A 22628-nucleotide genomic window follows, 5' to 3' on the forward strand; every position below is an offset into this window, starting at 1 on the left:
ATGTGTGGAATTGTCGGATTGTATTTAAAAAATCCTGCTCTAGGTCCGAAGTTAGGCGCTTTATTTGAGCCTATGTTAATTGCAATGACAGAAAGAGGCCCAGACAGCGCGGGGTTTGCCATCTATGGAGATGAAGTACCTGAGCATTGGATTAAGCTGACGTTGAGACATCCCGATCCCTATTTTGATTGGGAGACCTTAGCTGAACGGGCTAAAACGGAGCTGAGTGCTCAGTTGAGTTGGTTCCAAAATGCCAACGTAGCCGTTTTTAAGCTGGAAGCGGATGAGGTGTCAGCAAGAGGCTGGTTCGCGGAGCATGCAAAGGATGTATTGATTTTAAGCGTTGGTCGTTCTATCGAAATTTTAAAGGAAGTTGGGCTGCCGATTGAAATTTCAGAACGTTTTTCCTTATCGGGCATGCAAGGAACCCACATTATTGGCCATACCCGTATGGCGACGGAGTCGGCCGTGACCATGGCTGGAAGCCATCCTTTTTCAACAGGCATGGACTTGTGTCTTGTACACAATGGTTCACTTTCAAACCATAACCGCTTACGTGAAAACCTGAAGCGGGAAGGAATCAGTTTTGAAACGGAAAACGACTCTGAAGTGGCGGCGGGTTATTTAACGTGGCGTTTACGTGAGGGAGACACGCTCAAACAAGCCCTTGAAGGTGCGCTGACGGATCTTGACGGCTTTTTTACCTTCACCATCGGGACACGAGATGGCTTTGCGGTGATCCGGGACCCCATCGCGTGTAAGCCAGCTGTTTTGGCTGAAACAGACGACTATGTGGCGATGGCATCTGAGTATCAAGCCTTAACCAGCTTGCCTGGAATTGAAAATGCCAAAGTATGGGAACCTGAGCCTGCAACTGTCTATGCCTGGGAAAGAGCAAGTGTTTGAGGAGCGATGAGATGAGAACTATTGATATCACACATCAAAGCGTTAGAGATTTAAATCAAGCCTTACATGATCAGGCACCCGAGTGCACTGAACGTGAATGGAAAGTGCTTAACCCCGCCGGAAAACACAATATTGCCTGCGGTTTGGATCAAAACCTCTCTGTCGACATCATGGGACACACTGGCTACTTCTGTGGCGGGATGAATAAAAAAGCCCATCTTGTCATTCACGGAAATGCTGGCCAAGGCGTGGGTGAAAATATGATGTCGGGCAGTATTCGTGTCAAAGGCGATGCATCGCAAGCGGCTGGTGCTACGGCACACGGCGGCTTGTTGGTCATTGAAGGCAATGCGGGTGCGCGTTGCGGTATTTCGATGAAAGGCGTGGATATTGTTGTTAAAGGCAATGTTGGGCACATGAGTTGTTTTATGGGGCAAGCGGGTCACTTGGTTGTTTGTGGTGATGCTGGCGATGCGTTAGGAGACTCGCTCTATGAGGTGCAAATCTTCGTGAAAGGGAATGTGAAGTCTCTTGGTGCGGACTGTGTTCAAAAAGAGATGCGTGCCGAACACCTTCAAACCTTAAAAGACTTGTTTAATCGCTCTGGAATCGATGAAGAGCCTGAAGCATTCAAGCGGTATGGATCTGCTCGTAATCTCTACAACTTTAAAGTGGATAATGCATCTGCCTACTGAGGAATTTAGTATGACTGATATCAATGTTAAGCCCGGTATGCGCGAGTCCGCAACCTTTGATCGTAATACGATTGCTGAAATTCAACGTGCCGCAGACACAGGCATTTATGATATTCGTGGCTTTGGTGCGAAACGAAAAGTACCGCATTTCGACGACTTGTTGTTTTTAGGTGCCAGTATGTCGCGCTACCCACTTGAGGGCTACCGTGAGAAGTGCAATACCTCTGTCACCTTAGGTACACGTTTTGCCAAAAAACCGATTGTGATCGAAACCCCCGTCACGATTGCAGGCATGAGTTTTGGTGCCTTATCGGCAAATGCGAAAGAAGCCTTAGGACGAGGTGCCTCTGCTGTTGGAACGTCAACAACGACAGGGGATGGTGGCATGACCCCAGAAGAGCGGGGACAATCCAGTAAGCTCGTCTATCAATACTTGCCGTCACGCTACGGTATGAATCCGGATGATCTTCGCAAAGCTGACGCCATTGAAGTCGTTCTAGGGCAAGGAGCGAAGCCTGGCGGTGGAGGCATGCTCCTTGGGCAAAAAATTACGGATCGCGTCGCAATGATGCGGACCTTACCTAAGGGGGTCGATCAGCGCTCTGCATGCCGACACCCAGATTGGACTGGGCCTGATGACTTGGCGATTAAGATCCAAGAACTTAGAGAAATCACCGATTGGCAGGTACCGATTTACATCAAGGTGGGTGCGACCCGAACCTATTACGATGTCAAGCTGGCCGTCAAGGCAGGAGCGGATGTCATTGTGGTAGACGGTATGCAAGGAGGAACAGCTGCAACACAGGATGTGTTTATTGAGCATGTCGGCATTCCGACTCTGGCCGCCATTCCTCAAGCCGTCCAAGCTCTGCAAGAAATGGGTATGCATCGAAAGGTGCAGTTAATCGTATCGGGCGGGATTCGCAACGGTGCGGATGTCGCCAAATGCATGGCGTTGGGGGCTGATGCGGTTGCAATCGGCACTGCAGCTCTTATTGCCTTGGGATGTAATCACCCTAAATGGCAATCAGAGTATGAAAAAATCGGGTCCGCCGCCGGTTTTTATGATGACTACCACGAAGGAAAAGACCCAGCGGGTATTTCCACGCAGGACCCTGACTTAATGCAGCGACTGGATCCAATCGAGGGAGGGCGCCGAATTGCAAATTATTTGCGGGTGCTGACCTTAGAAGCGCAAACACTGGCTCGAGCTTGTGGCAAAAATGATCTTCGCCATTTAGAACCAGAGGATTTAGTTGCGCTGACCGTTGAGGCTGCAGCCATGGCGCGGGTGCCATTGGCTGGAACTCAATGGATACCCGGTCAATCCTTTTAAATGATATGTCCTCTGCCAGAGAGCCTATTCGGGAGATACGACGATGGATCCTATGATTATTGAGTTGGGCTATGCTCTAGATACCTTCTATTTTTTGATGTGCACGGCACTCGTGATGTGGATGGCCGCAGGCTTTGCGATGCTGGAAGCTGGCTTGGTGCGCTCAAAAAATACCGTTGAAATCTTGAACAAAAACGTTCTTTTATACGGCGTTGCCTGCACGGTTTATCTGTTTATTGGCTATAACATTATGTACCCCAGTGCGCCCGTCAATAGCCTGATTCCAGGTATAGACTTTTTACTGGGCGAAGATCACACATTGGAAAGTGTATTAAGCGGTGACGAAGATGCCCCTTACTACTCCAGTATGGCGGATTTTATTTTCCAAGCCGTCTTTGCTGCAGCCACCATGTCCATTGTCTCTGGTGCTGTTGCCGAGAGAATGCGACTTTGGCCATTTCTCGTGTTTGCCATTTTTATGGTGAGTGTGATTTATCCGGTATCTGGGTACTGGAAGTGGGGTGGTGGTTTCCTGGATGAAATGGGCTTCCAGGATTTTGCAGGCTCCATCGTCGTGCATGCAGCAGGAGCGGCGGCTGCTTTAGCAGCGGTCATTTTGGTGGGTGCGCGCAAGGGGAAGTACGGTCCCAAGGGCGAGGTGAGACCCATCCCAGGCGCAAATTTGCCCATGGCCACGTTGGGTATGTTTATTCTATGGATGGGGTGGTTTGGGTTTAATGGCGGATCCGAATTGAAAATAGCGAATTTAGAAGAAGCCAATGCTGTTGCACAAATATTTGTCAATACGAATGCCGCTGCGGCTTCGGGTGCGGTGGTTGCTGCACTCTTTGCTAAATTCCTGTTTGGCAAAACAGATATTACGATGACGATTAATGGGGCTTTGGCGGGTTTGGTCTCCATTACAGCTGAACCCCTGTTGCCATCGCCGGGATTGTCTGTGTTGATTGGGGCTGTCGGTGGAATAGTTGTCGTCGTGTCTGTATTGGCTTTGGATAAGCTCAAACTGGATGACCCCGTCGGTGCGATATCGGTTCACGCAGTGCCGGAATTTGGGGGATTTTTGCCGTTATGCTCAGTAACTCAGAGGCAACGTTTATGGGGCAATTGATAGGCACTTTGGTCATCATTGCTTGGATGTTTGTCGCCAGTTTTGTCGTGTTGTTTATCTTGAATCTGATTATGCCTCTGCGCGTGAGCGAGGATGAAGAACTTGAAGGCATGGACATCCATGAATGTGGGATGTTGGCCTATCCTGAGTTTGGTCCAGCATCTCAAGCGTCCGATCCTTATCAGGATTCAGACTCGACTTCATCAACAACACGGTCATCCCGCGTTTCATCACCTGCAGCTGCGGGTTGAAACATCGTAAACCCTCCATCCAAAAGGCCTGTATAGGCCTTTTTTTATGCCTGACGTTTACAAAAAAATAATAATTAAATTTGCGTGAAAACTTCGCTCTGGATCTCGCCTAACGACACTGTTTTTATTAACAGTATTCTGTTTTTTCTGATTTATAGGGTTGACTTTAAAGAGTTTTCTGCCTGTCGTGCAGTCATGTCAGAGATCTGCTCTTTTTGCGCAATCGATAAATGCTGATTTGCCCTCATGCCTGCCCTTGCATTGGTTGGGCTTACTATCTATAGTGTGCAATTGTGGGTAAAAGTGGTTCAAAGTGGTTCAAAGTGGGGTAAATGGAGGTTCAGTGGGCATCATGTTCCGCGGAGTCAATCCGATCAATCTGGATGCAAAGGGACGCCTCGCGGTTCCGGCTCGCTATCGCGATATGATCGCTGAGCATTGCAATGGACAGATGGTGGCCACTATTGACACTGAAGCGCGTTGCTTATTGCTGTATCCCTTGCCGGAGTGGGAAGTCATACAAGCAAAAATCGAGGCTTTACCCAGCTTTAATAAAGCCGCTCGACGCATCCAGCGTTTATTGATTGGTCATGCAACAGATCTTGAGCTTGATGCCAATGGTCGTTTATTGCTGCCATCAAGCTTGCGTGAATACGCAGGGCTGGATAAGAAGCTCATACTGCTAGGCCAAGGACGAAAGTTTGAGATATGGAGTGAATCTCATTGGAACGAAACTCGTGATGAATATCTTGATGAGACGGATTCAGCAGAATTGCCTGCTGAAATGCTCGATTTGTCACTCTAAATAACGCGATAGCTTGATAAAACGATAGGATCTGCATGACTCAGGAATTTATTCACACCACGGTATTGCTTCAAGAAGCGGTTGACGCCTTGGTCACAGATCCCTCAGGTTTTTATATTGACGGCACATTTGGTCGAGGGGGACATTCCTCCAAGATCATCCAAACACTCGGTCCAGATGGTCGTTTGATGGCCATTGATAAAGATCCTGAAGCGATTGCCTATGCTCAGGAACACTTTGGCGAGGAGCCGAGATTTGAAATAGAACACGGATCCTTTAGTGAAATCAGTCACTTTGCTGAAACGCGAGGGATGCGCGGTAAAGTGACGGGCGTGTTGTTGGATTTAGGAGTCAGCTCACCTCAGTTAGATGATCCACAACGCGGTTTCAGTTTTATGCATGATGGTCCCTTGGATATGCGCATGAATACATCGGTAGGCGAAAGCGCTGCGGAATGGATTAATCGTGCCTCTGAGGCTGAAATAGCTGATGTCTTGTATCACTACGGTGAGGAGCGTTTTTCGCGACGTATGGCCAAGGCCATTATTATGGAGCGCCAAACATCCCCGATTTTGACGACGGGTCGCTTGGCCAAAATAATTACGGATGCCAATCCTCGTTGGGAAAAAGGTAAAAATCCAGCGACGAGAGCGTTTCAGGGGATACGTATCCACATTAATAAAGAGTTGGATGATATTGAGCAATGCTTGGATCAAGCGCTGGATGTTTTGGCCATTGGCGGGGTGTTGGTTGTGATCAGTTTTCATTCTTTAGAAGATCGCATTGCTAAGCGGTTTATTCGTAAGCATGTTAAAGGAGACGAGCACCTGCCGACTGGAGTGCCCTTTACCCAGTCTATGTTAAATCAACGTTTACGCTCGGTTGGCAAAGCGATTCGTGCGGGTAAAGACGAGTTGAATGTCAATCCTAGAGCGCGTAGTGCCGTGATGCGAGTGGCTGTGAAATGCGCTTGAGCGATATTAAAAAAAAGGTTCTTTCGTGGCGACGAAATGATGAAGCATCTGTTGAGCCGTTAATTGACAGTGGTGAGCTATTTCGTCCTGCCGTGATTTTATGTGTTTTGATTATCGCAATTGTGATGACAGCCCTTTTGGTAATTCAAGCGGCATACGACTACCGCCGCTTATTTAATGATCATCAAGTTCTTGTACACCAGTGGGATGAGTTGCAAGTTGAATGGGGTCAGCTCCTTTTGGAACAAAGTACTTGGGGCGGTCACAGCCGAATTGAAAGTGAAGCTGAGTCTCGCATCGGTATGAGAGCACCCGAACCTTCTGATATAGAGATCGTAAGAGATGAGCAGTAAAGTAGAACAGCATCAAGGACAAGCGGCTAAAGGCTGGCGTTTGTGGCTGGTCTTTGCCATTTTTTTGGTTCTCGTGGTAGGTATTACCGGCAAGTTGTTGTCTTTGTACATGGTCGATCAAGCCTTTCTTCAGAATCAAGGTGATGCACGCAGTGTGCGTACCATGCTGATACCCGCACATCGTGGTTTGATTACGGATCGAAATGGTGAACCCTTAGCGGTGAGTGCGCCTGTAGCCAGTATTTGGGTTGACCCCCGATTTATAGACGTACAACATCGTAATTTCCGTCGTTTGAGTCAAGTGCTCGAAATTCCTCATGATGAATTGTTGAGCCGCTTGCAAAGCAATGCTGAGCGTCGATTTGTCTACCTGCGTCGTCAAGTGACACCTGAACTGGCCGAGAATGTTCAGGTTTTAGGCATTCCAGGTGTCAATGTTGATCGGGAATATCGTCGCTTCTATCCGGCAGGTGAGGTCACGGCTCACATCGTTGGTTTTACCAATGTCGACGGTGAGGGGCAAGAGGGCATGGAACTGGCCTATGAACAAATTTTAAGTGGTGAACATGGTCGTAAATTGGTGATGCGGGACCGTGTCGGACGTACGATAAGCCATATTCGTTCTATACAGGATGCACAACCCGGTACTGACTTACAGTTGAGCATTGATTTACGCCTCCAGTATATGGCGTATCGTGAGCTTAAAGCCGTGGTTGAGGCCCATAATGCGGATTCAGGATCTGTTGTTATTCTGGATGTGCAGACGGGTGAGGTCTTGGCAATGGTTAACCAGCCTTCGTACAACCCAAACGATCGGTCTCGACTTCAGCCTGCGGCCTTGCGCAATCGAGCCATGACCGATTTGTTTGAGCCGGGATCAACGGTTAAGCCTATGTCAGTTGCCGCGGCACTAATGACTGGGCGCTACAAGCCCGACACAGTGGTGAAAACGTCGCCGGGGACCATGAGGGTTCGCAATGCGACCATACGTGATTTTCGTAACTACGGTGATCTGGATTTAACCGGCATTATCACTAAATCCAGTAACGTTGGAACCGTGCGCTTGGTGCTTGATATGGAGCATGATCGATTGCCTTCATTGCTGCAAAATATGGGCATGGGGCAAATGACCCATACAGGTTTCCCCGGTGAGCGAAGCGGTGTATTGCCGTTTGTTTCAGAGCGTCAAGTCGTTGAGCGTGCCACCATGTCCTATGGTTATGGCCTATCCGTCACCCCTTTGCAGCTCGCGCAAGCCTATATTCCCTTTGCTTCAGACGGCATTATGCGCCCTGTTTCCTTGCTTAAAATTGATGAAAATAAAGGCCATCGAATCATGCCTGAGGGCGTCGGACATCAAGTCTTGGATATGATGGAGACCGTCATTGGGCCAGCAGGAACGGCAAGACGTGCCGCAGTGACGGGCTATCGTGTTGCAGGAAAAACAGGCACCGTGCATCGACTCGGTAGTAGTGGTTATAACCGTGATGAGTATACCGCTGTATTTGCAGGTATCGCTCCCGTCTCCGATCCGCGCCTCGCAGTTGTAGTTATGGTTGATAACCCTAAAGGTCGAGAGTACTACGGTGGGGAAGTGGCTGCGCCAGTCTTTTCACGTGTGACTCAGGGGGCGATGCGTCTACTTAACATCGACCCAGATAAGTGGCCTGAGGGGAAAGGGCAGGTGGCCAATCGATGACTGAAACTATTTATCATAATACCCCCTTGTCTCGACTTCTGGACGTCCAGCACGATCTACTGGACGCCTGTTGTATTCAGGGCGTTGTCACCGATAGTCGTGCGGTAAAGCCCGGTTTTTTGTTTATCGCACGTCAAGGTGTTCATTTGGACGCTACTGGCTTTATTGGGCATGCCATTGCACAAGGCGCTGTTGCCATTTTGCAAGAAGCTGAGTCTTATAGCATTGAAGAGCGCTCTGGTGTTGTTTATGTTTATGTGACGGATCTTTTGCAGTGTGCTGGACGCGTGATCAGTCGTTTTTTTGGTGACCCCTCATCCGCTATGCAGATGATCGGTATAACGGGCACCAATGGTAAAACCTCTTGTACGCATTTTATCGCGCAGGCATTGACTCATGTGGGTACGAAAGCCGCGGTGATTGGTACGATCGGGAACGGACTGATCGGGCAACTCACCTCAGCAACTCATACCACACCCGAAGTAGCTAATTTGCATGCGTTGTTGGCTGACTTTAAGCAATCAGGTGTGCAATCCGTTGCCATGGAAGTCTCCAGTCACGCATTGGATCAAGGACGAACGGAAGGCGTAGAGTTTTCAATTGTCGGCCTAACGAACTTGACCCGAGATCATCTGGACTATCATCAGACAATGGAAGCGTATGCTGAGTCCAAATCTCGTTTGTTTCAAAATCCAGCTGCCACACAAATTCTGAATGTAGATGACATGCTTGGACAAAAAGTTATGGGTGAAACGACGGCTAAACGTCGCTACACCTACTCCTTGCATGACCATAAAGCCGATATTTATTTAATCAATGCCACTCAGCATGCGCAGGGAATGACCCTGTCTATTGCCTCTCCTTGGGGGATTGTTGAGTTTGAGTCCCGTTTAATGGGGCGATTCAACATCAGTAATTTAATGCTAACCCTCGGTGTGTTGGGGGAGTTGGGTCTGAGTTGTCAGTCCATAACGCAGGCATTAACGGAGCTTAACTCTGTTTGTGGTCGTCTAGAAAAGGTTTCAGATCATCAAGAGTTTAGCGTGTTTGTCGATTATGCCCATACACCCGATGCGCTAGAACAGACGTTAAAAGCCTTGAGTGAACATCAGTCGAGCACTGGACGCATTATTTGTGTGTTTGGTTGTGGTGGCGATCGCGATAAAGGTAAACGGCCATTGATGGCACAGGTGGCATCAACCCTTGCCGATCTCATTATTATCACCAGTGATAACCCGCGCACAGAAGACCCGCTCAAGATCCTTGAAGAGATTGAAGTCGGTATCACGCCGCATGCGACGCAGCATCTAATTGAAGTTGATCGAGCGCGCGCAATTTACAAAGGGATTGAATTGGCACGTGCGGGGGATATTGTTTTGATTGCAGGCAAGGGACACGAATCGTATCAAGAAATAAATGGCCTTAGGTCACATTTTAGTGATCAAGAGGTTGCACGTGCTGCACTTGCGGTAGAGAGGCGTTTGGCATGATTGGTCATTGGAATGTAAATGACGTGGTTGATTCCTTGTCAGCTGAAACTCAGCATGACACGGATTTGGCGTTTACCCATGTTTCGACAGATACACGAAATATTCAACCCGGTGATATTTTTGTGTGTTTAAAAGGTGAGCATTTTGATGCGCACGATTTCGTGGCTTATGCCCGGGAGAAAGGTGCCGTAGCGGCGGTTGTCGAGCGTTTTGTGGAAGATGAGCTCCCTCAATTAAAAGTGGCATCAACCTTAACGGCTTTAGGTCAGCTAGCGGCTCTGAATCGTCAACGTTTTCAAGGAAAAATGGTTGCCGTTACAGGAAGCAGTGGTAAAACCACGGTTAAAGAACTGCTTGCCGCGATGTTTGCTTGTAAAGGTCCAACCTTGGCCACTTTGGGTAATCTAAACAACGAAATAGGAATGCCATTAACCCTATTGCGTTTGGAGGCTACTCATCAATATGCAGTCATTGAAATGGGGGCAAGCGGTGCAGGTGAAATAGCACGAATGGTGTCGTTTGCTCAGCCAAACGTTGCTGTTCTGAATAATGCCTTTGCCGCGCATATAGAAGGGTTTGGTAGTCTTGAAGGTGTGGTGAAAGCAAAGGCTGAAATTTATCAAGGCTTACCTGAGGAGGGGGTTGGAATCGTCAATTTGGATGATCCGCACGCACCCTACTGGATAGAAAAGCTCAAGCAACAACACAGTCGGTATATGACATTTTCCTTGAACTCATCTGAAGCCGATGTATGGGTGTCAGATATGGGGGAAGACAGTCGTGGATGTGGCAATTGCCGACTCCATTACCAACAGGAAACGTTTCCACTTCAACTGAATTTACTGGGTCAGCACAACATTGCAAATGCGGCGGCTGCAACCTGCGCTTGGGTCGCGATGGGCATGTCCTTTAGTGATGCTAAACAGGGGTTGGAAGAGTGTGTCGCTGTGAAGGGACGAATGAAACCTTCCTTGTTGGGTTCTGTGCTCATTATTGATGATAGTTACAATGCCAATCCTGAGGCCATGAAAGCGGCCATCGATTATTTAGCCAAACGCCAAGGATGCAGTACTCTGGTCTTGGGTGATATGGCCGAGTTGGGAGAGGATGCCGAGCAACTACACGAATCGATCGGTCGTTATGCGGCGCAAATGGGCATTATGCGTTTGCGAGTGTGCGGGCCTTTGATGAAAAAAGCAGTGGACGCTGCACAGCAAGAAGGCATGGATGCACGTTACTTTTCTAGCCAATCTGAATTGATTGATTTACTAAAACAAGAACTGACAGAAACCAACACACTTTTGGTGAAGGGCTCTCGCAGTGCGGGTATGGACAGAGTGATACAGGCTCTGCTACATGGGGAAAACTAGGCATGTTATTGCTGTTAACTGAGTATTTGACGCAATTTTATTCAGGCTTTACGGTGTTTCGTTATATCACCTTGCGAGGCATTTTAGGGGTCTTAACGGCGTTGACCATTTCTCTGGTGGTGGGGCCTCATCTCATTCGTGTACTAAAAAATAAGCAAATTGGCCAAGCGGTTCGCAACGATGGACCTCAGTCTCATTTGAGTAAGTCAGGCACACCAACCATGGGTGGCGGTTTGATTCTGTTAGCGATTGCCATCTCAACGCTTTTATGGAGTGATTTGAGCAATCGTTATGTCTGGATTACTTTATTTGTCTTGGTTGTATTTGGTGCTGTTGGCTGGGTTGATGACTGGCGCAAAGTGATCGAGAAAAATCCGCGTGGTTTGCCAGCAAGATGGAAGTATTTTTGGCAGTCAATTGGTGGTTTCGGTGCGGCAGTATTGTTGTACATGACGGCACAAAGCCCCGTTGAAACCCAACTTATCGTGCCCTTCTTCAAGTCGATTGTGATTGATATGGGTTTGTTTTTTATAGTCTTTACGTACTTTGTCATTGTCGGCAGCTCCAATGCCGTGAATTTGACCGATGGTTTGGATGGGCTGGCGATCATGCCAACCGTTATGGTCGCTGGAGCCCTGGCTGTGTTTGCGTATCTAAGTGGCCATTTGCAATTTGCGAATTACTTGCATATTCCCTACGTCGCAGGATCGGGCGAGCTGATTATTATCTGCGGCGCGATTGTTGGTGCCGGTTTAGGGTTCTTATGGTTTAACACCTATCCAGCTCAGGTATTCATGGGTGATGTTGGTGCTTTATCTCTAGGGGCCGTTTTAGGCGTTATTGCCGTTATTGTTCGACAGGAGCTGGTTTTAGTCATTATGGGCGGCATTTTTGTGATGGAGACGGTGTCTGTCATTTTGCAGGTTGCCTCTTATAAATTGACAGGGCGTCGAATTTTTCGAATGGCGCCGATTCATCACCATTTTGAGCTGAAAGGATGGCCTGAACCTCGTGTCATCGTACGATTCTGGATCATCAGTGTTGTCTTGGTTTTAATTGGTTTAGCTACGTTAAAGCTGCGGTAAGTAGCCATTGGGTTTGGTGTAAAAGGAGAAAGTCGTGTCGTTAATAGCAACGGACAGTTTTAAAATTATTATCGGTCTGGGTCAGACAGGTATGTCCTGCGCACGATTTTTGGCGGCGAAAGGCTTGCGTTTTGCGGTAGTTGATACACGGGAAGAGCCTCCCTTGGCGGCAGAGTTCCGAAGCGTGTTTCCAACAATAGAACTCCGTTGCGGAGCACTGGATACTGAGTTTCTGCAGCAAGCAAGTGAATTAATCCTCAGTCCAGGTGTTGCCTGTGCACTTCCTGAAATACAGTCTGCTATCGCTCATGGCGTATCTGTCATTGGCGATATTGATCTGTTTTGTCGAGAAGTCACAGCCCCTATTATTGCGATTACAGGTTCAAACGCAAAAAGCACGGTAACGACCTTGGTCGGCAAAATGGCGGCTGATGCAGGCGTGAGTGTCGGCGTTGGCGGCAATATTGGCATCCCCGTTTTGGACTTGTTAAGCGAGGGTGCGCGTCACGATCTCTATGTCTTAGAGCTGTCGAGCTTTCAGTTGGAAACCACGCATGAATTGAAAGCCGCCGCGGCCACTGTGTTAAATATTAGTCCGGATCATCTGGATCGCTATACGGACATGCAAGCTTACTATCTTGCTAAGCATCGAATTTACCGTGGCTGTTCAGTCTGTGTTGTGAATCGAGATGATGCGCTAACCGTGCCATTGATGGCAATTGGAATGTCTAAAGTCAGTTTTGGATTGTCAGCACCTGATTTAAAAGATTTTGGTTTAGCCGAATATGAAGGGGCTGAGTGGATATTTAAGGGTCTTACACCGATCTTACCCGTGGATTCAATTGGGATTAAGGGGCAGCATAATGTTGCCAACGTTATGGCGGCACTGGCCTTGGGTCATGCTGTGAATCTTCCGTTTGATGCGATGGTGAAAAGCATTCAATCCTTTCAGGGATTACCCCATCGTTGTCAAACCGTCGCGATTAAGCAGGGGGTTGTGTATGTCAATGACTCCAAAGGCACCAATGTTGGTGCAACGCTGGCGGCGATTGAGGGGTTGGGCCAACAATTGCCTGAAGGATCGGCATTGCATGTGATTTTAGGAGGGGTTGGGAAGGATCAATCTTTCTCTGAGCTTTCTGAGCCTTTACAGCGCTATGCTCGATCCGTGCATTTAATTGGTCGTGATGCACAACTGATCGCCAATGATTTGCAGGGTGTGCGTGTGGAGCATCAAACGACTTTGCAAGCGTCTGTGGTTGATGCATCGCAGAAAGCACAGCCAGGGGATATCGTTTTATTGTCTCCTGCGTGCGCAAGCTTTGATATGTTTTCAGGATATGACCATCGGGGTAATGTCTTCATCGAAGCCGTGGAGTCATTACCATGAATGTATTGAGAAGTCTGCGCCCTGCATGGCCACAAGCGCTGGATCTGCCTAAAGGTCAAATGCCGATTGATCCCTATCTTGCGCTGAGTGCCTTGGCACTGACCTTAACCGGTTTCGTGATGATCGCTTCTGCGTCGATGGATGTGGCCGCGCGGGACTTCGGGTCACCGACCTATTTTATGATGAGGCATGGCTTTTTCGTCGTACTGGCCTTCATCACGGTAGCCGTTATTTCTCGCATTCCTCTTAGCCTCTGGGAGCGTTACAGTGTGCTATTGCTGCTGGTGGGCATCATTCTGTTGGCGTTGGTGTTTCTGCCAGGCGTTGGCCGTGAGGTTAACGGGAGTCGCCGCTGGATATCGATGGGATTTTTTAACCTGCAGACGTCAGAAATTGCAAAAATATGCATGGTTCTCTTTATGAGCGGCTACCTTGTTAGACGCTTGGATGAAGTGAGGTCTAGCTGGTTTGGTGTCATCAAACCTGCACTGCCTTTGGCCCTATATGTTCTATTGCTCATTGTTCAGCCAGACTTTGGTGCCACCGTCGTCCTCATGGGGACGGTTATGGGGATGATTTTCTTAGGTGGCATGCGCTTTGGGCAGTTTTCACTGGTAATTGTGGGCGTTGTGGGATTGGCCTATTCAATGGCTATTTTTCAGCCCTATCGTTTGGCACGGTTACGATCTTTCCAAGACCCTTGGGCAGACCCTTTTGGGACTGGCTACCAATTATCTCAGGCACAGATTGCCTTTGGTCGAGGCGAGTGGTTCGGTACTGGGCTTGGCAATAGTATTCAGAAGCTATTTTATTTACCCGAAGCCCATACCGATTTTATTTATTCAATTTTATCTGAAGAAATGGGCTTGGTTGGCGCGCTGGCCATTATTGCTATTTATATGCTGCTGGTTACGCGAATCTTTTTAATCGGTCGACAGGCTGAAAAGCAAAGCCAATTTTTCAAGGCGTACGCCAGTTATGGTTTTGGCTTTATCTTTGCAGGCCAAGCCATGATCAATATCGGTGTGAACGTTGGTGCATTACCAACCAAAGGTTTGACTCTGCCCTTGTTAAGTTATGGTGGAAGTAGTTTGCTGGCGTCAGCCTGCATGATTGCGATTATCCTACGAATTGATTATGAATTAAAACGGGAACGATTAAACCAAGTTCGTCCAGGTAGGAGGCGCTCTCAATGAATGCGCAACCAGCAAAACGCCTATTGATTATGGCAGGAGGCACAGGTGGACATGTATTTCCTGCCTTGGCAACTGCGGATGTTTTAAGAGAGCAAGGTGTTCATATTGAATGGCTTGGCACTGAAAAAGGCATTGAAGCCAAAGTGGTTCCTGCGGCCAATATACCACTGAATACGATTGCTGTTACGGGCTTAAGAGGTAAAGGCGTGGCGAGTCTTTTGTCCGCACCGTTTAATTTGATTCGTGCAATTTGGCAAGCTCACCAAGTGATTAAGCGCGTCAAGCCCGATGCTGTATTGGGGATGGGCGGTTTTGCATCAGGCCCCGGAGGTTTAGCCGCTTGGTTGCACAGAATTCCCGTGGTGATACACGAACAGAATGCACTGCCGGGTATGACGAACCGAATTTTGTCACAAGTTGCAAAAAAAGTGCTGCAGGCATTCCCCGGCGCATTTCCAAAACTCAAGCTCGAGCATACTATTGGCAACCCCGTGAGAGGGCCGATTCTAGAGCTTGCTGAGCCGGATATACGCTTTAAAGATCGAGACGGTCCGATCCGGCTGTTAGTTGTGGGGGGGAGTTTAGGTGCGCAAGCGATCAATACATTGTTGCCTGACGTCTTATCTAATATGCCCGTGACATCTCGTCCTGTGGTTTGGCATCAAACGGGCCGTACGCACTTTGACGCAACCGTCGAAATTTACAACCAACACAATGTTGAAGCCAAGGTTGTTCCATTTATTGACAAGATGGACGAGGCCTTCGCTTGGGCGGACTTGGTTCTTTGTCGCTCAGGTGCTTTGACGGTCAGTGAGTTGGCGATTGCAGGGGTGGGGTCAATTTTAGTTCCATTCCCCTATGCGGTTGATGATCATCAAACGGCAAATGCACAGTTTTTGGTGGCTGCCGATGCCGCGCGCTTGGTACAGCAGTCTGAGCTAAGCAGTGACCGACTTAACACACTTTTAAATGAACTTAATCAGCGTGATGTGCTGCTGGCTATGGCTAAAAAAGCACGCAGCCAAGGACAGCCTTTGGCAGGTCAAAAATTGGCAGTCGCATGTTTGGAGGTAATGCAATGATTAAAGATAGCACGCTTCAGGTGTATGAAGTGCCCGAAATGCGACGTATCCGTCAAATCCATTTTGTTGGGATTGGTGGTGTTGGCATGTGTGGCATTGCTGAAGTGCTGCTCAATCAAGGCTATACGATTTCTGGGTCGGATATGAAATCCTCAGCCACAACTGAACGATTAAGTGGTTTAGGGGCCATGATTTTCATCGGACATGACTCCTCCAACATTGACGATGCGGATGTTGTGGTTATTTCGACGGCTGTTGCCGACACAAATCCTGAGTTGATTGCTGCGCGAGAAAGAAGGGTGCCAATTGTACGCAGAGCAGAGATGCTTGCCGAATTGATGCGCTATCGCCATGGTATTGCGGTTGCCGGAACGCACGGAAAAACAACGACTACCAGTCTGCTGTCTTCCATTATGGCTGAAGCTGGATTGGACCCTACATTTGTGATTGGCGGGCGACTGAACAGCGCAGGCACGAATGCACAATTAGGCGGTAGCCGTTACTTAGTTGCCGAAGCCGATGAAAGTGATGCCTCTTTTTTACATTTGCAGCCGATGGTCGCCATCGTGACCAATATCGATGCCGATCATATGGACACCTATGAAGGAGACTTTAATAAACTGAAGCAAACGTTTATTAATTTTCTTCATAATTTACCTTTTTATGGCTTAGCTGTTCTGTGCACGGATGATCCAGTGGTAAGGGAGATATTACCCAGAGTGAGCCGTCCAATTCTGACCTATGGTTTTCATGAAGAGGCTGATTTCAGAGCTGTAGATGTCACGCAGAGGGGGATGCAAACATCCTTTAAAGTGGTTCGTCCGACGGGTCATAAAGACCTTGAGGTTACAGTGAATATGCCAGGCCGCCATAACGTATTGAATGCACTGGCTTGTATTGCTGTCGCCACCGATGAAGGTATTCAGGATCATGCAATCTGCAATGCGTTATCGCGCTTTCAAGGGGTCGGACGACGTTTTCAAGTGTTGGGCGATATAAACGTCACCGGAGGTTCTGTTCAATTGGTGGACGACTATGGTCATCATCCACGTGAGGTGAAAGCCGTGATACAGGCCGTTCGTGATGGCTGGCCGGATCGACGCTTAGTGATGATATATCAGCCACATCGCTACACGCGAACGCGCGATCTTTACGATGACTTTGCACAGGTTCTTTCTGAAGTGGATTTGTTGATTATGCTTGAAGTCTATTCGGCGGGTGAACAAGCCATTCCGGGTGCCGATACTCGAAGTTTGTGTCGAACGATTCGCCAAAGGGGTATAGAACCTCTGTTTGTTGAATCAACAGATGATATTCCTGATTTGTTAAAAAATGTCCTTCGGCCTGATGATCTTCTACTGACCCAAGGTGCTGGTGATATCACATCCTTAGCGCATCGGTTAGCTGGGCTTGATCTTCAATCGACTCGCGAGGAGGAAATAGGACAATGAGTAAGATGTCTGAGCAAGAGATGCAGTCGTTTGGACGTGTTGCCGTTTTGATGGGGGGGCGCTCTGCTGAAAGGGCGATTTCTTTGCGAAGTGGTGCAGAGGTTTTAAAAGGCTTATTGGCGGCGGGCATTGATGCCTTCCCTATTGACCTTTGTAAAGACGGTGCTGATCCAGTTGCCCAGTTGTTGGATGCAGAGTTTGATCGTGCGTTTCTCATTCTTCATGGTCGTGGCGGTGAGGATGGAACCCTTCAAGGTTTGCTCGAAATGATGGGCAAGCCTTATACCGGCAGTGGGGTGGCGGCATCTGCCTTAGGAATGGATAAACTGCGCTGCAAACAGCTTTGGATGGGCGCCGGTTTGCCGACGCCACCTTGCTGTGTGCTAACACAAGAGACGGATCTTAACCAAGTTGCAGAGTTGTTAGGCTATCCACTGATGGTTAAGCCTGTCCACGAAGGCTCCAGTATTGGTATCAGCCGGGTTATGAATTTGGATGAGTTAAAAGCCGCCTATGCTCAAGCCGTGTCATATGATCATTTAGTGATTGCTGAGCAGTGGATAAAGGGGTCTGAGTACACAATTGCTGTTTTAAAAGGGGAAGCGTTACCGATTATTCGATTGGAAACCAGCCACTCTTTTTACGACTTTAACGCGAAATATGAAGCCGCAGATACTCAATATTTATTTGATGATCAGCTCAGCGATGAAAAACGCTCTGAATTAAAGCGCCTTTCTGAATCTGCTTTTGCAGCGGTTGGTTGCACGGGGTGGGGGCGCGTTGATGTCATGATGGACGAAGAAGGTCGATTTCAGTTGTTAGAGGTCAATACCTTACCGGGTATGACCGATCACAGTTTGGTTCCGATGGCGGCGCGCGAAGCAGGATTGAGCTTTGAGGACTTGGTGATTGAAATCTTAAAAACCTCATTCAATACAGAGGCGCGCTAAGATGAATCTTTCCTTACCTTGGATGAGACTGCAAGGAACGTCTGAGTTAGAGACTCGTCCGTCTGCCCAGCCGATTGCTGCGTCTAATCCGGTTGAGGTACAGGATAAGGCGTGGAGAACCGTTAACTCCTTGCTTGCACTGGCCGTGTTTGTTGGAACCTTAGTGTATCTGTCCGAAAAAGTATACATATGGCTTGATCAACCGATTCAAGAGGTGAGAGTGAATAGCCATGTTCGTCATTTAGATACAGAGACACTTGCGCAGTCGGTTGCATCCGGTATTTCCAGTTCGTTGCTCTCACAGGACGTTGTGTATTTGCGTGAATTGGCACTCGCCGATCCTTGGGTACATTCTGTGAGTGTTCAACGTCAGTGGCCTGCTGCCATTGAAGTCACTATTACTGAAGAAGTACCCGTTGCGCGTTGGGGAGATGTTGGGCTTTTAAATCATCAGGGCGATATTTTTTGGCCTGAGCGCAATGCAGACTATGACAACTTACCCAAACTGAACGGCCCTGCCCATGAAACTCGAGCCATCATGCAGCAGTTCCATGATTTGAATCGACTTTTCTCAGGTTATGGATTGAAGCTGACGGGGTTGTCGTTGGAAGGGCGTGGTGCTTGGACGCTTGAATTGGATAATGGCCTGCAAATCGTTGCAGGAAGAGAGCAGGTGATGCCTCGACTTAGACGCTTCATGAAGCTTTATGATGCTAGGTTAAGCGATATGGTTGAAACCATTGAAAAAATAGACATTCGATATACCAACGGCGTTGCTGTGAAGTGGCGGACCGAAGAGAGGCAAGATAATGCAGGGTAAGCAAAGTACTTCAGACGGCGGAATGGTCGTTGCGTTAGACATAGGTACGTCAAAGGTTGTCTGTCTTGTTGGTGAAGTCTGCGCGGATGGAAGTATAGAAATCGTCGGTGTGGGCTCCCAGCCTTCTCGGGGAATGAAGAGAGGGGTGGTTGTCAACATTGAGTCGACTGTTGCCGCTATTCAGCGGGCGGTTGAAGAGGCCGAGTTGATGGCAGGATGTAAAATACATTCTGTCACGGTTGGTATTGCAGGCAACCACATTAGCAGTTTGAATTCACATGGAATTGTTGCCGTTAGAGATAGGGAGGTTTCTGAGTATGATCTTGAACGAGTAATTGATGCGGCGCGTGCAGTTGCGATCCCGGCGGATCAACGTATTTTGCACATCTTGCCGCAAGAGTATTTGATTGATACCCAAGAGGGTATTAAAGAGCCTTTAGGAATGTCAGGTGTGCGGCTAGAGGCCAAGGTGCATCTAGTGACAGGGGCGAGCAATGCAATCCAGAATATTGATAAGTGCATACGTCGATGTGGTTTAGGTGTTGATGCGATTGTCTTAGAACAGCTTGCTTCCAGCTATGCGGTCTTGGCCGAAGACGAAAAAGACTTAGGTGTTTGCATTGTTGATATTGGGGGTGGCACAACCGACATCGCTGTTTTCACGGGTGGAGCAATTCGGCATACAGCGGTCATCCCTATTGCCGGCGACCAAGTGACCAATGACATTGCGATGGCCTTGAGAACCCCTACGCAGCATGCAGAGAAAATTAAGATCAAGTATGCCTGTGCGCTCGCTCAGCTTGCTCAAGCCGATGAAATGATCAAGGTGCCGAGTGTGGGCGATAGACCGCCGCGAGATTTATCTCGTCAATCCTTAGCCGAGGTTGTTGAACCACGGTACGAAGAGTTGTTCACCTTGGTGCAGGCTGAATTAAGACGTTCTGGTTATGAGGAGTTAATTGCTGCCGGTATCGTTCTAACGGGCGGTACTTCAAAAATGGAAGGTGCTGTAGAGCTAGCAGAAGAAATATTTCATATGCCTGTTCGTCTTGCTGTACCCCAGGGGGCAAGAGGAATGGAGAGCTTATTACAGAACCCCATTTATGCCACGAGCATCGGGCTTTTGCATTATGCGAAGGTTGAGCAAAAGCCCGTTGCACGTGAACGAGAGGCACAACCGAATAAAGTGAAAGAAAAAGAAATCGTACCGGAAATGCGCGAGAAACGTCTAAAAGTGCCAAAAGCAAAGAGTAAGCCGAAGGTAAAAGATTTTTTTAGCCGGATAAAAGACTGGTTTAAAGGTAATTTTTAAATTTTATTGAATTAATAAGGTCATTGCCGGAATACAGTAGTAGGCAAGGACGGGGGAGGACAAAATGTTTGAATTGATCGACAGCTTACCACAAGACGCAGTCATTAAGGTCATCGGAGTGGGCGGCGGCGGCGGTAACGCTGTCCAGCACATGGTGAATTTTGACCTGGCCGGCGTTGAATTTATATGCGCGAATACGGATGCGCAAGCGCTTGATCGTATGGCGACTCGCACTGCCTTACACATAGGTGGCAGTATGACAAAAGGGTTGGGTGCAGGAGCAAACCCAGATATAGGTCGCCAAGCAGCATTAGAAGATAGAGACCGCATCGCAGAGTCTTTGCGTGGTGCGGATATGGTGTTCATCACTGCGGGTATGGGTGGTGGCACGGGAACGGGTGCCGCTCCAATTGTAGCTGAAATTGCAAAAGAGATGGGTGTCTTGACCGTTGCTGTGGTAACACGTCCATTTCGATTTGAAGGCCGCAAACGGATGCAAATTGCGGAAGAAGGGATTCGTGAACTGCGCGAGTGCGTCGATTCACTGATTATTATTCCCAATGAAAAGCTGATGCAAGTATTAGGAAAAAACTGCAGTTTGATTAATGCTTTCAATGCGGCTAACGATGTACTCAAAGGGGCTGTGCAAGGGATTGCTGACTTAATCACGCGTCCGGGTATGATCAACGTTGACTTTGCTGACGTTAAAACCGTGATGTCTGAGATGGGTATGGCCATGATGGGTACTGGCATCGCTAAGGGCGATAACCGTGCGCAAGAAGCCGCTGAAGCCGCTATTAGCAGTCCGTTGCTTGAAGACATCGATCTAAAAGGTGCCCGCGGGATTCTGGTCAATATTGCCGCAGGTGAGGACCTAAGTTTAGGTGAGTTCAACGAAGTCGGTATGATCGTTGAAGAGTGCGCTGCTGAAGATGCCACGATTGTTGTGGGTACGGTGATTGATCCTACTCTAGGAGACTTCTTGAAAGTGACCGTTGTTGCAACAGGATTGGATCGTCCAAGAGATGCAGAAGTCCGTGTTGTGGCGTCTAATCCTCAACCGCGCAATGATGTAAAAGCAGTGGATCAGATTGAGTTGCCGTCGATCTTACGTAGACAAAAGCAAGAAGCCTTGCTGGAAAAGCAAGAGCATCGTAGTCAAGAAGCGGGCATGACCTCTAAGCGTGACTATGGTGAATTGGATATCCCTACGTTTCTGCGTCGTCAAGCGGATTAAGTCACAAAGAGGATCATGGCAGAGTGGATTGCTTGAAAAGCGTTAATTCTGTTATGATTCTCATTTAGATTGAAGCGCAAGCGGCGGAAAATATGATCAAGCAGCGTACACTGAGTCGAAGCATAAAGGCGAATGGCATAGGGTTGCATTCGGGTAAAAAAGTGTACATGACACTTAAGCCGGCTCCTGAAAATATGGGCATTGTCTTTCGTCGCGTTGATCTTACTCCGATTGTCGATATACCGGCGTTTGCTTTAAATGTTGTAAGTACACAACTGTCGACGAATTTAGCAGAAGGTGCTGCGAGTGTGTCGACGGTTGAGCACCTCATGTCTGCCTTAGCGGGATTAGGCATCGATAACGCGATCATCGAAGTCGATGCAGAAGAAATTCCGATTATGGATGGGAGCGCTGCGCCATTCGTTTTTCTCATTCAGTCCGCGGGTATTCAAGAGCAGAGTGCAGCCAAAGAGTTTGTTCGTATTTTAAGGCCCATTGGTATTGAAGTGGGCGAAAAGACCGCGAGCTTTCGACCCTTTAATGGCTTTAAGTTGGGATTTAAAATCGAGTTTGATCATCCTGCATTTACCGAAAAGCACTTAGAGTCATCGCTTGAGTTCTCCTCTCATAACTTTGTCAAAGAGGTCAGTCGCGCTCGAACCTTTGGTTTTATGCGAGACATCGAATTTTTAAGATCCAACAATTTGGCCTTGGGCGGTAACTTTGATAACGCGATTGTTGTCGATGATCAAAAGGTCTTGAATCAAGATGGCTTGCGCTACGAAAATGAGTTTGTTAAGCACAAAATTCTAGATGCTGTGGGCGATCTTTATCTTTTAGGTCGCAGCATTATTGGCGAGTACTACGGTTTCAAGTCTGGCCATCATCTCAACAATTTACTTTTGAGAGAGTTGCTAAATCACCCTGATGCGTTCGAGCGTGTCACCTTCGAGCAGGGTCAAGCGCCTGTTCCAATTGATTATCAACCTCGACGAGCCTCTAGTCGAAGGCTGAAACGATCCATTAGGATGGATAGCCGGATCATTTCCGGCTTTTTTATGAGCAAAAATTATAAATAAAGCCTGAAAAAAAGGTTT

General features: G+C 48.1%; 18 protein-coding genes and 2 pseudogenes. All 20 read left to right on the forward strand.

What is annotated here, in order from left to right:
- Positions 1-906: a class II glutamine amidotransferase gene (locus D791_RS06845; RefSeq protein ID WP_036509515.1), complete on the forward strand. Its 906-nt coding sequence runs from the start codon at positions 1-3 to the stop codon at positions 904-906.
- An 11-nt stretch (positions 907-917) separates the two neighbouring features.
- Positions 918-1601 (forward strand): GltB/FmdC/FwdC-like GXGXG domain-containing protein, encoded by a 684-nt coding sequence (locus D791_RS06850; RefSeq protein WP_036509519.1) that lies wholly within the window; start codon positions 918-920, stop codon positions 1599-1601.
- Positions 1602-1611: 10 nt separating this feature from the next.
- Positions 1612-2937, forward strand: a complete 1326-nt coding sequence (locus D791_RS06855; protein WP_036509521.1) for an FMN-binding glutamate synthase family protein — start codon at positions 1612-1614, stop codon at positions 2935-2937.
- 43 nt (positions 2938-2980) lie between these two features.
- Positions 2981-4317 (forward strand): annotated as a pseudogene (gene amt, locus D791_RS06860) (ammonium transporter).
- 352 nt (positions 4318-4669) lie between these two features.
- Positions 4670-5122 (forward strand): division/cell wall cluster transcriptional repressor MraZ, encoded by a 453-nt coding sequence (gene mraZ / locus D791_RS06865; RefSeq protein ID WP_036509638.1) that lies wholly within the window; start codon positions 4670-4672, stop codon positions 5120-5122.
- 35 nt (positions 5123-5157) lie between these two features.
- Complete coding sequence (gene rsmH, locus D791_RS06870) at positions 5158-6096, forward strand: 16S rRNA (cytosine(1402)-N(4))-methyltransferase RsmH (protein ID WP_036509523.1); 939 nt, start codon at positions 5158-5160, stop codon at positions 6094-6096.
- Positions 6093-6449: a cell division protein FtsL gene (ftsL, locus tag D791_RS06875; protein WP_157682260.1), complete on the forward strand. Its 357-nt coding sequence runs from the start codon at positions 6093-6095 to the stop codon at positions 6447-6449. The genes rsmH and ftsL overlap by 4 nt, the downstream gene beginning before the upstream one ends.
- Positions 6439-8148: a peptidoglycan D,D-transpeptidase FtsI family protein gene (locus D791_RS06880; protein ID WP_036509524.1), complete on the forward strand. Its 1710-nt coding sequence runs from the start codon at positions 6439-6441 to the stop codon at positions 8146-8148. The genes ftsL and D791_RS06880 overlap by 11 nt, the downstream gene beginning before the upstream one ends.
- Positions 8145-9638: a UDP-N-acetylmuramoyl-L-alanyl-D-glutamate--2,6-diaminopimelate ligase gene (locus tag D791_RS06885; RefSeq protein WP_036509526.1), complete on the forward strand. Its 1494-nt coding sequence runs from the start codon at positions 8145-8147 to the stop codon at positions 9636-9638. The genes D791_RS06880 and D791_RS06885 overlap by 4 nt, the downstream gene beginning before the upstream one ends.
- Positions 9635-11008 (forward strand): UDP-N-acetylmuramoyl-tripeptide--D-alanyl-D-alanine ligase, encoded by a 1374-nt coding sequence (locus D791_RS06890; RefSeq protein ID WP_036509528.1) that lies wholly within the window; start codon positions 9635-9637, stop codon positions 11006-11008. Before D791_RS06885 ends, D791_RS06890 begins: the two co-directional genes overlap by 4 nt.
- Positions 11009-11010: 2 nt before the next feature.
- Complete coding sequence (gene mraY / locus D791_RS06895) at positions 11011-12093, forward strand: phospho-N-acetylmuramoyl-pentapeptide-transferase (protein WP_036509530.1); 1083 nt, start codon at positions 11011-11013, stop codon at positions 12091-12093.
- A 34-nt stretch (positions 12094-12127) separates the two neighbouring features.
- Positions 12128-13483: a UDP-N-acetylmuramoyl-L-alanine--D-glutamate ligase gene (murD, locus tag D791_RS06900; RefSeq protein WP_036509531.1), complete on the forward strand. Its 1356-nt coding sequence runs from the start codon at positions 12128-12130 to the stop codon at positions 13481-13483.
- On the forward strand, positions 13480-14679 hold the full coding sequence (gene ftsW / locus D791_RS06905; RefSeq protein WP_051514315.1) for a putative lipid II flippase FtsW: 1200 nt from the start codon (positions 13480-13482) through the stop codon (positions 14677-14679). Before murD ends, ftsW begins: the two co-directional genes overlap by 4 nt.
- On the forward strand, positions 14676-15761 hold the full coding sequence (gene murG, locus D791_RS06910; protein WP_036509533.1) for an undecaprenyldiphospho-muramoylpentapeptide beta-N-acetylglucosaminyltransferase: 1086 nt from the start codon (positions 14676-14678) through the stop codon (positions 15759-15761). The genes ftsW and murG overlap by 4 nt, the downstream gene beginning before the upstream one ends.
- Complete coding sequence (gene murC, locus D791_RS06915; RefSeq protein ID WP_036509534.1) at positions 15758-17212, forward strand: UDP-N-acetylmuramate--L-alanine ligase; 1455 nt, start codon at positions 15758-15760, stop codon at positions 17210-17212. The genes murG and murC overlap by 4 nt, the downstream gene beginning before the upstream one ends.
- Positions 17209-18162, forward strand: coding sequence for a D-alanine--D-alanine ligase (locus tag D791_RS06920; RefSeq protein ID WP_036509537.1), 954 nt, complete (start codon positions 17209-17211; stop codon positions 18160-18162). Before murC ends, D791_RS06920 begins: the two co-directional genes overlap by 4 nt.
- Position 18163: 1 nt before the next feature.
- The gene (locus tag D791_RS06925) at positions 18164-18982 is read left to right on the forward strand and encodes a cell division protein FtsQ/DivIB (protein WP_237748543.1); all 819 of its coding nucleotides are present in this window, start codon (positions 18164-18166) and stop codon (positions 18980-18982) included.
- Positions 18972-20294, forward strand: coding sequence for a cell division protein FtsA (gene ftsA, locus D791_RS06930; RefSeq protein ID WP_036509544.1), 1323 nt, complete (start codon positions 18972-18974; stop codon positions 20292-20294). The genes D791_RS06925 and ftsA overlap by 11 nt, the downstream gene beginning before the upstream one ends.
- A gap of 64 nt (positions 20295-20358) precedes the next feature.
- Positions 20359-21531, forward strand: coding sequence for a cell division protein FtsZ (ftsZ, locus tag D791_RS06935; RefSeq protein WP_036509547.1), 1173 nt, complete (start codon positions 20359-20361; stop codon positions 21529-21531).
- A gap of 92 nt (positions 21532-21623) precedes the next feature.
- A pseudogene (gene lpxC, locus D791_RS06940) lies at positions 21624-22514 on the forward strand (UDP-3-O-acyl-N-acetylglucosamine deacetylase); the annotation flags it as partial.
- Positions 22515-22628 lie beyond the last annotated feature (114 nt).

The sequence above is a fragment of the Nitrincola nitratireducens genome (assembly GCF_000585235.1).
Lineage (GTDB): Bacteria > Pseudomonadota > Gammaproteobacteria > Pseudomonadales > Balneatricaceae > Nitrincola > Nitrincola alkalisediminis.

Coding starts and splice junctions, on each gene's coding strand:
- D791_RS06845 (WP_036509515.1), top strand. CDS start 1: ATGTGTGGAATTGTCGGATTGTATTTAAAAAATCCTGCTCTAGGTCCG.
- D791_RS06850 (WP_036509519.1), top strand. CDS start 918: ATGAGAACTATTGATATCACACATCAAAGCGTTAGAGATTTAAATCAA.
- D791_RS06855 (WP_036509521.1), top strand. CDS start 1,612: ATGACTGATATCAATGTTAAGCCCGGTATGCGCGAGTCCGCAACCTTT.
- mraZ (WP_036509638.1), top strand. CDS start 4,670: ATGTTCCGCGGAGTCAATCCGATCAATCTGGATGCAAAGGGACGCCTC.
- rsmH (WP_036509523.1), top strand. CDS start 5,158: ATGACTCAGGAATTTATTCACACCACGGTATTGCTTCAAGAAGCGGTT.
- D791_RS06880 (WP_036509524.1), top strand. CDS start 6,439: ATGAGCAGTAAAGTAGAACAGCATCAAGGACAAGCGGCTAAAGGCTGG.
- D791_RS06885 (WP_036509526.1), top strand. CDS start 8,145: ATGACTGAAACTATTTATCATAATACCCCCTTGTCTCGACTTCTGGAC.
- D791_RS06890 (WP_036509528.1), top strand. CDS start 9,635: ATGATTGGTCATTGGAATGTAAATGACGTGGTTGATTCCTTGTCAGCT.
- mraY (WP_036509530.1), top strand. CDS start 11,011: ATGTTATTGCTGTTAACTGAGTATTTGACGCAATTTTATTCAGGCTTT.
- ftsW (WP_051514315.1), top strand. CDS start 13,480: ATGAATGTATTGAGAAGTCTGCGCCCTGCATGGCCACAAGCGCTGGAT.
- murG (WP_036509533.1), top strand. CDS start 14,676: ATGAATGCGCAACCAGCAAAACGCCTATTGATTATGGCAGGAGGCACA.
- murC (WP_036509534.1), top strand. CDS start 15,758: ATGATTAAAGATAGCACGCTTCAGGTGTATGAAGTGCCCGAAATGCGA.
- D791_RS06920 (WP_036509537.1), top strand. CDS start 17,209: ATGAGTAAGATGTCTGAGCAAGAGATGCAGTCGTTTGGACGTGTTGCC.
- D791_RS06925 (WP_237748543.1), top strand. CDS start 18,164: ATGAATCTTTCCTTACCTTGGATGAGACTGCAAGGAACGTCTGAGTTA.
- ftsA (WP_036509544.1), top strand. CDS start 18,972: ATGCAGGGTAAGCAAAGTACTTCAGACGGCGGAATGGTCGTTGCGTTA.
- ftsZ (WP_036509547.1), top strand. CDS start 20,359: ATGTTTGAATTGATCGACAGCTTACCACAAGACGCAGTCATTAAGGTC.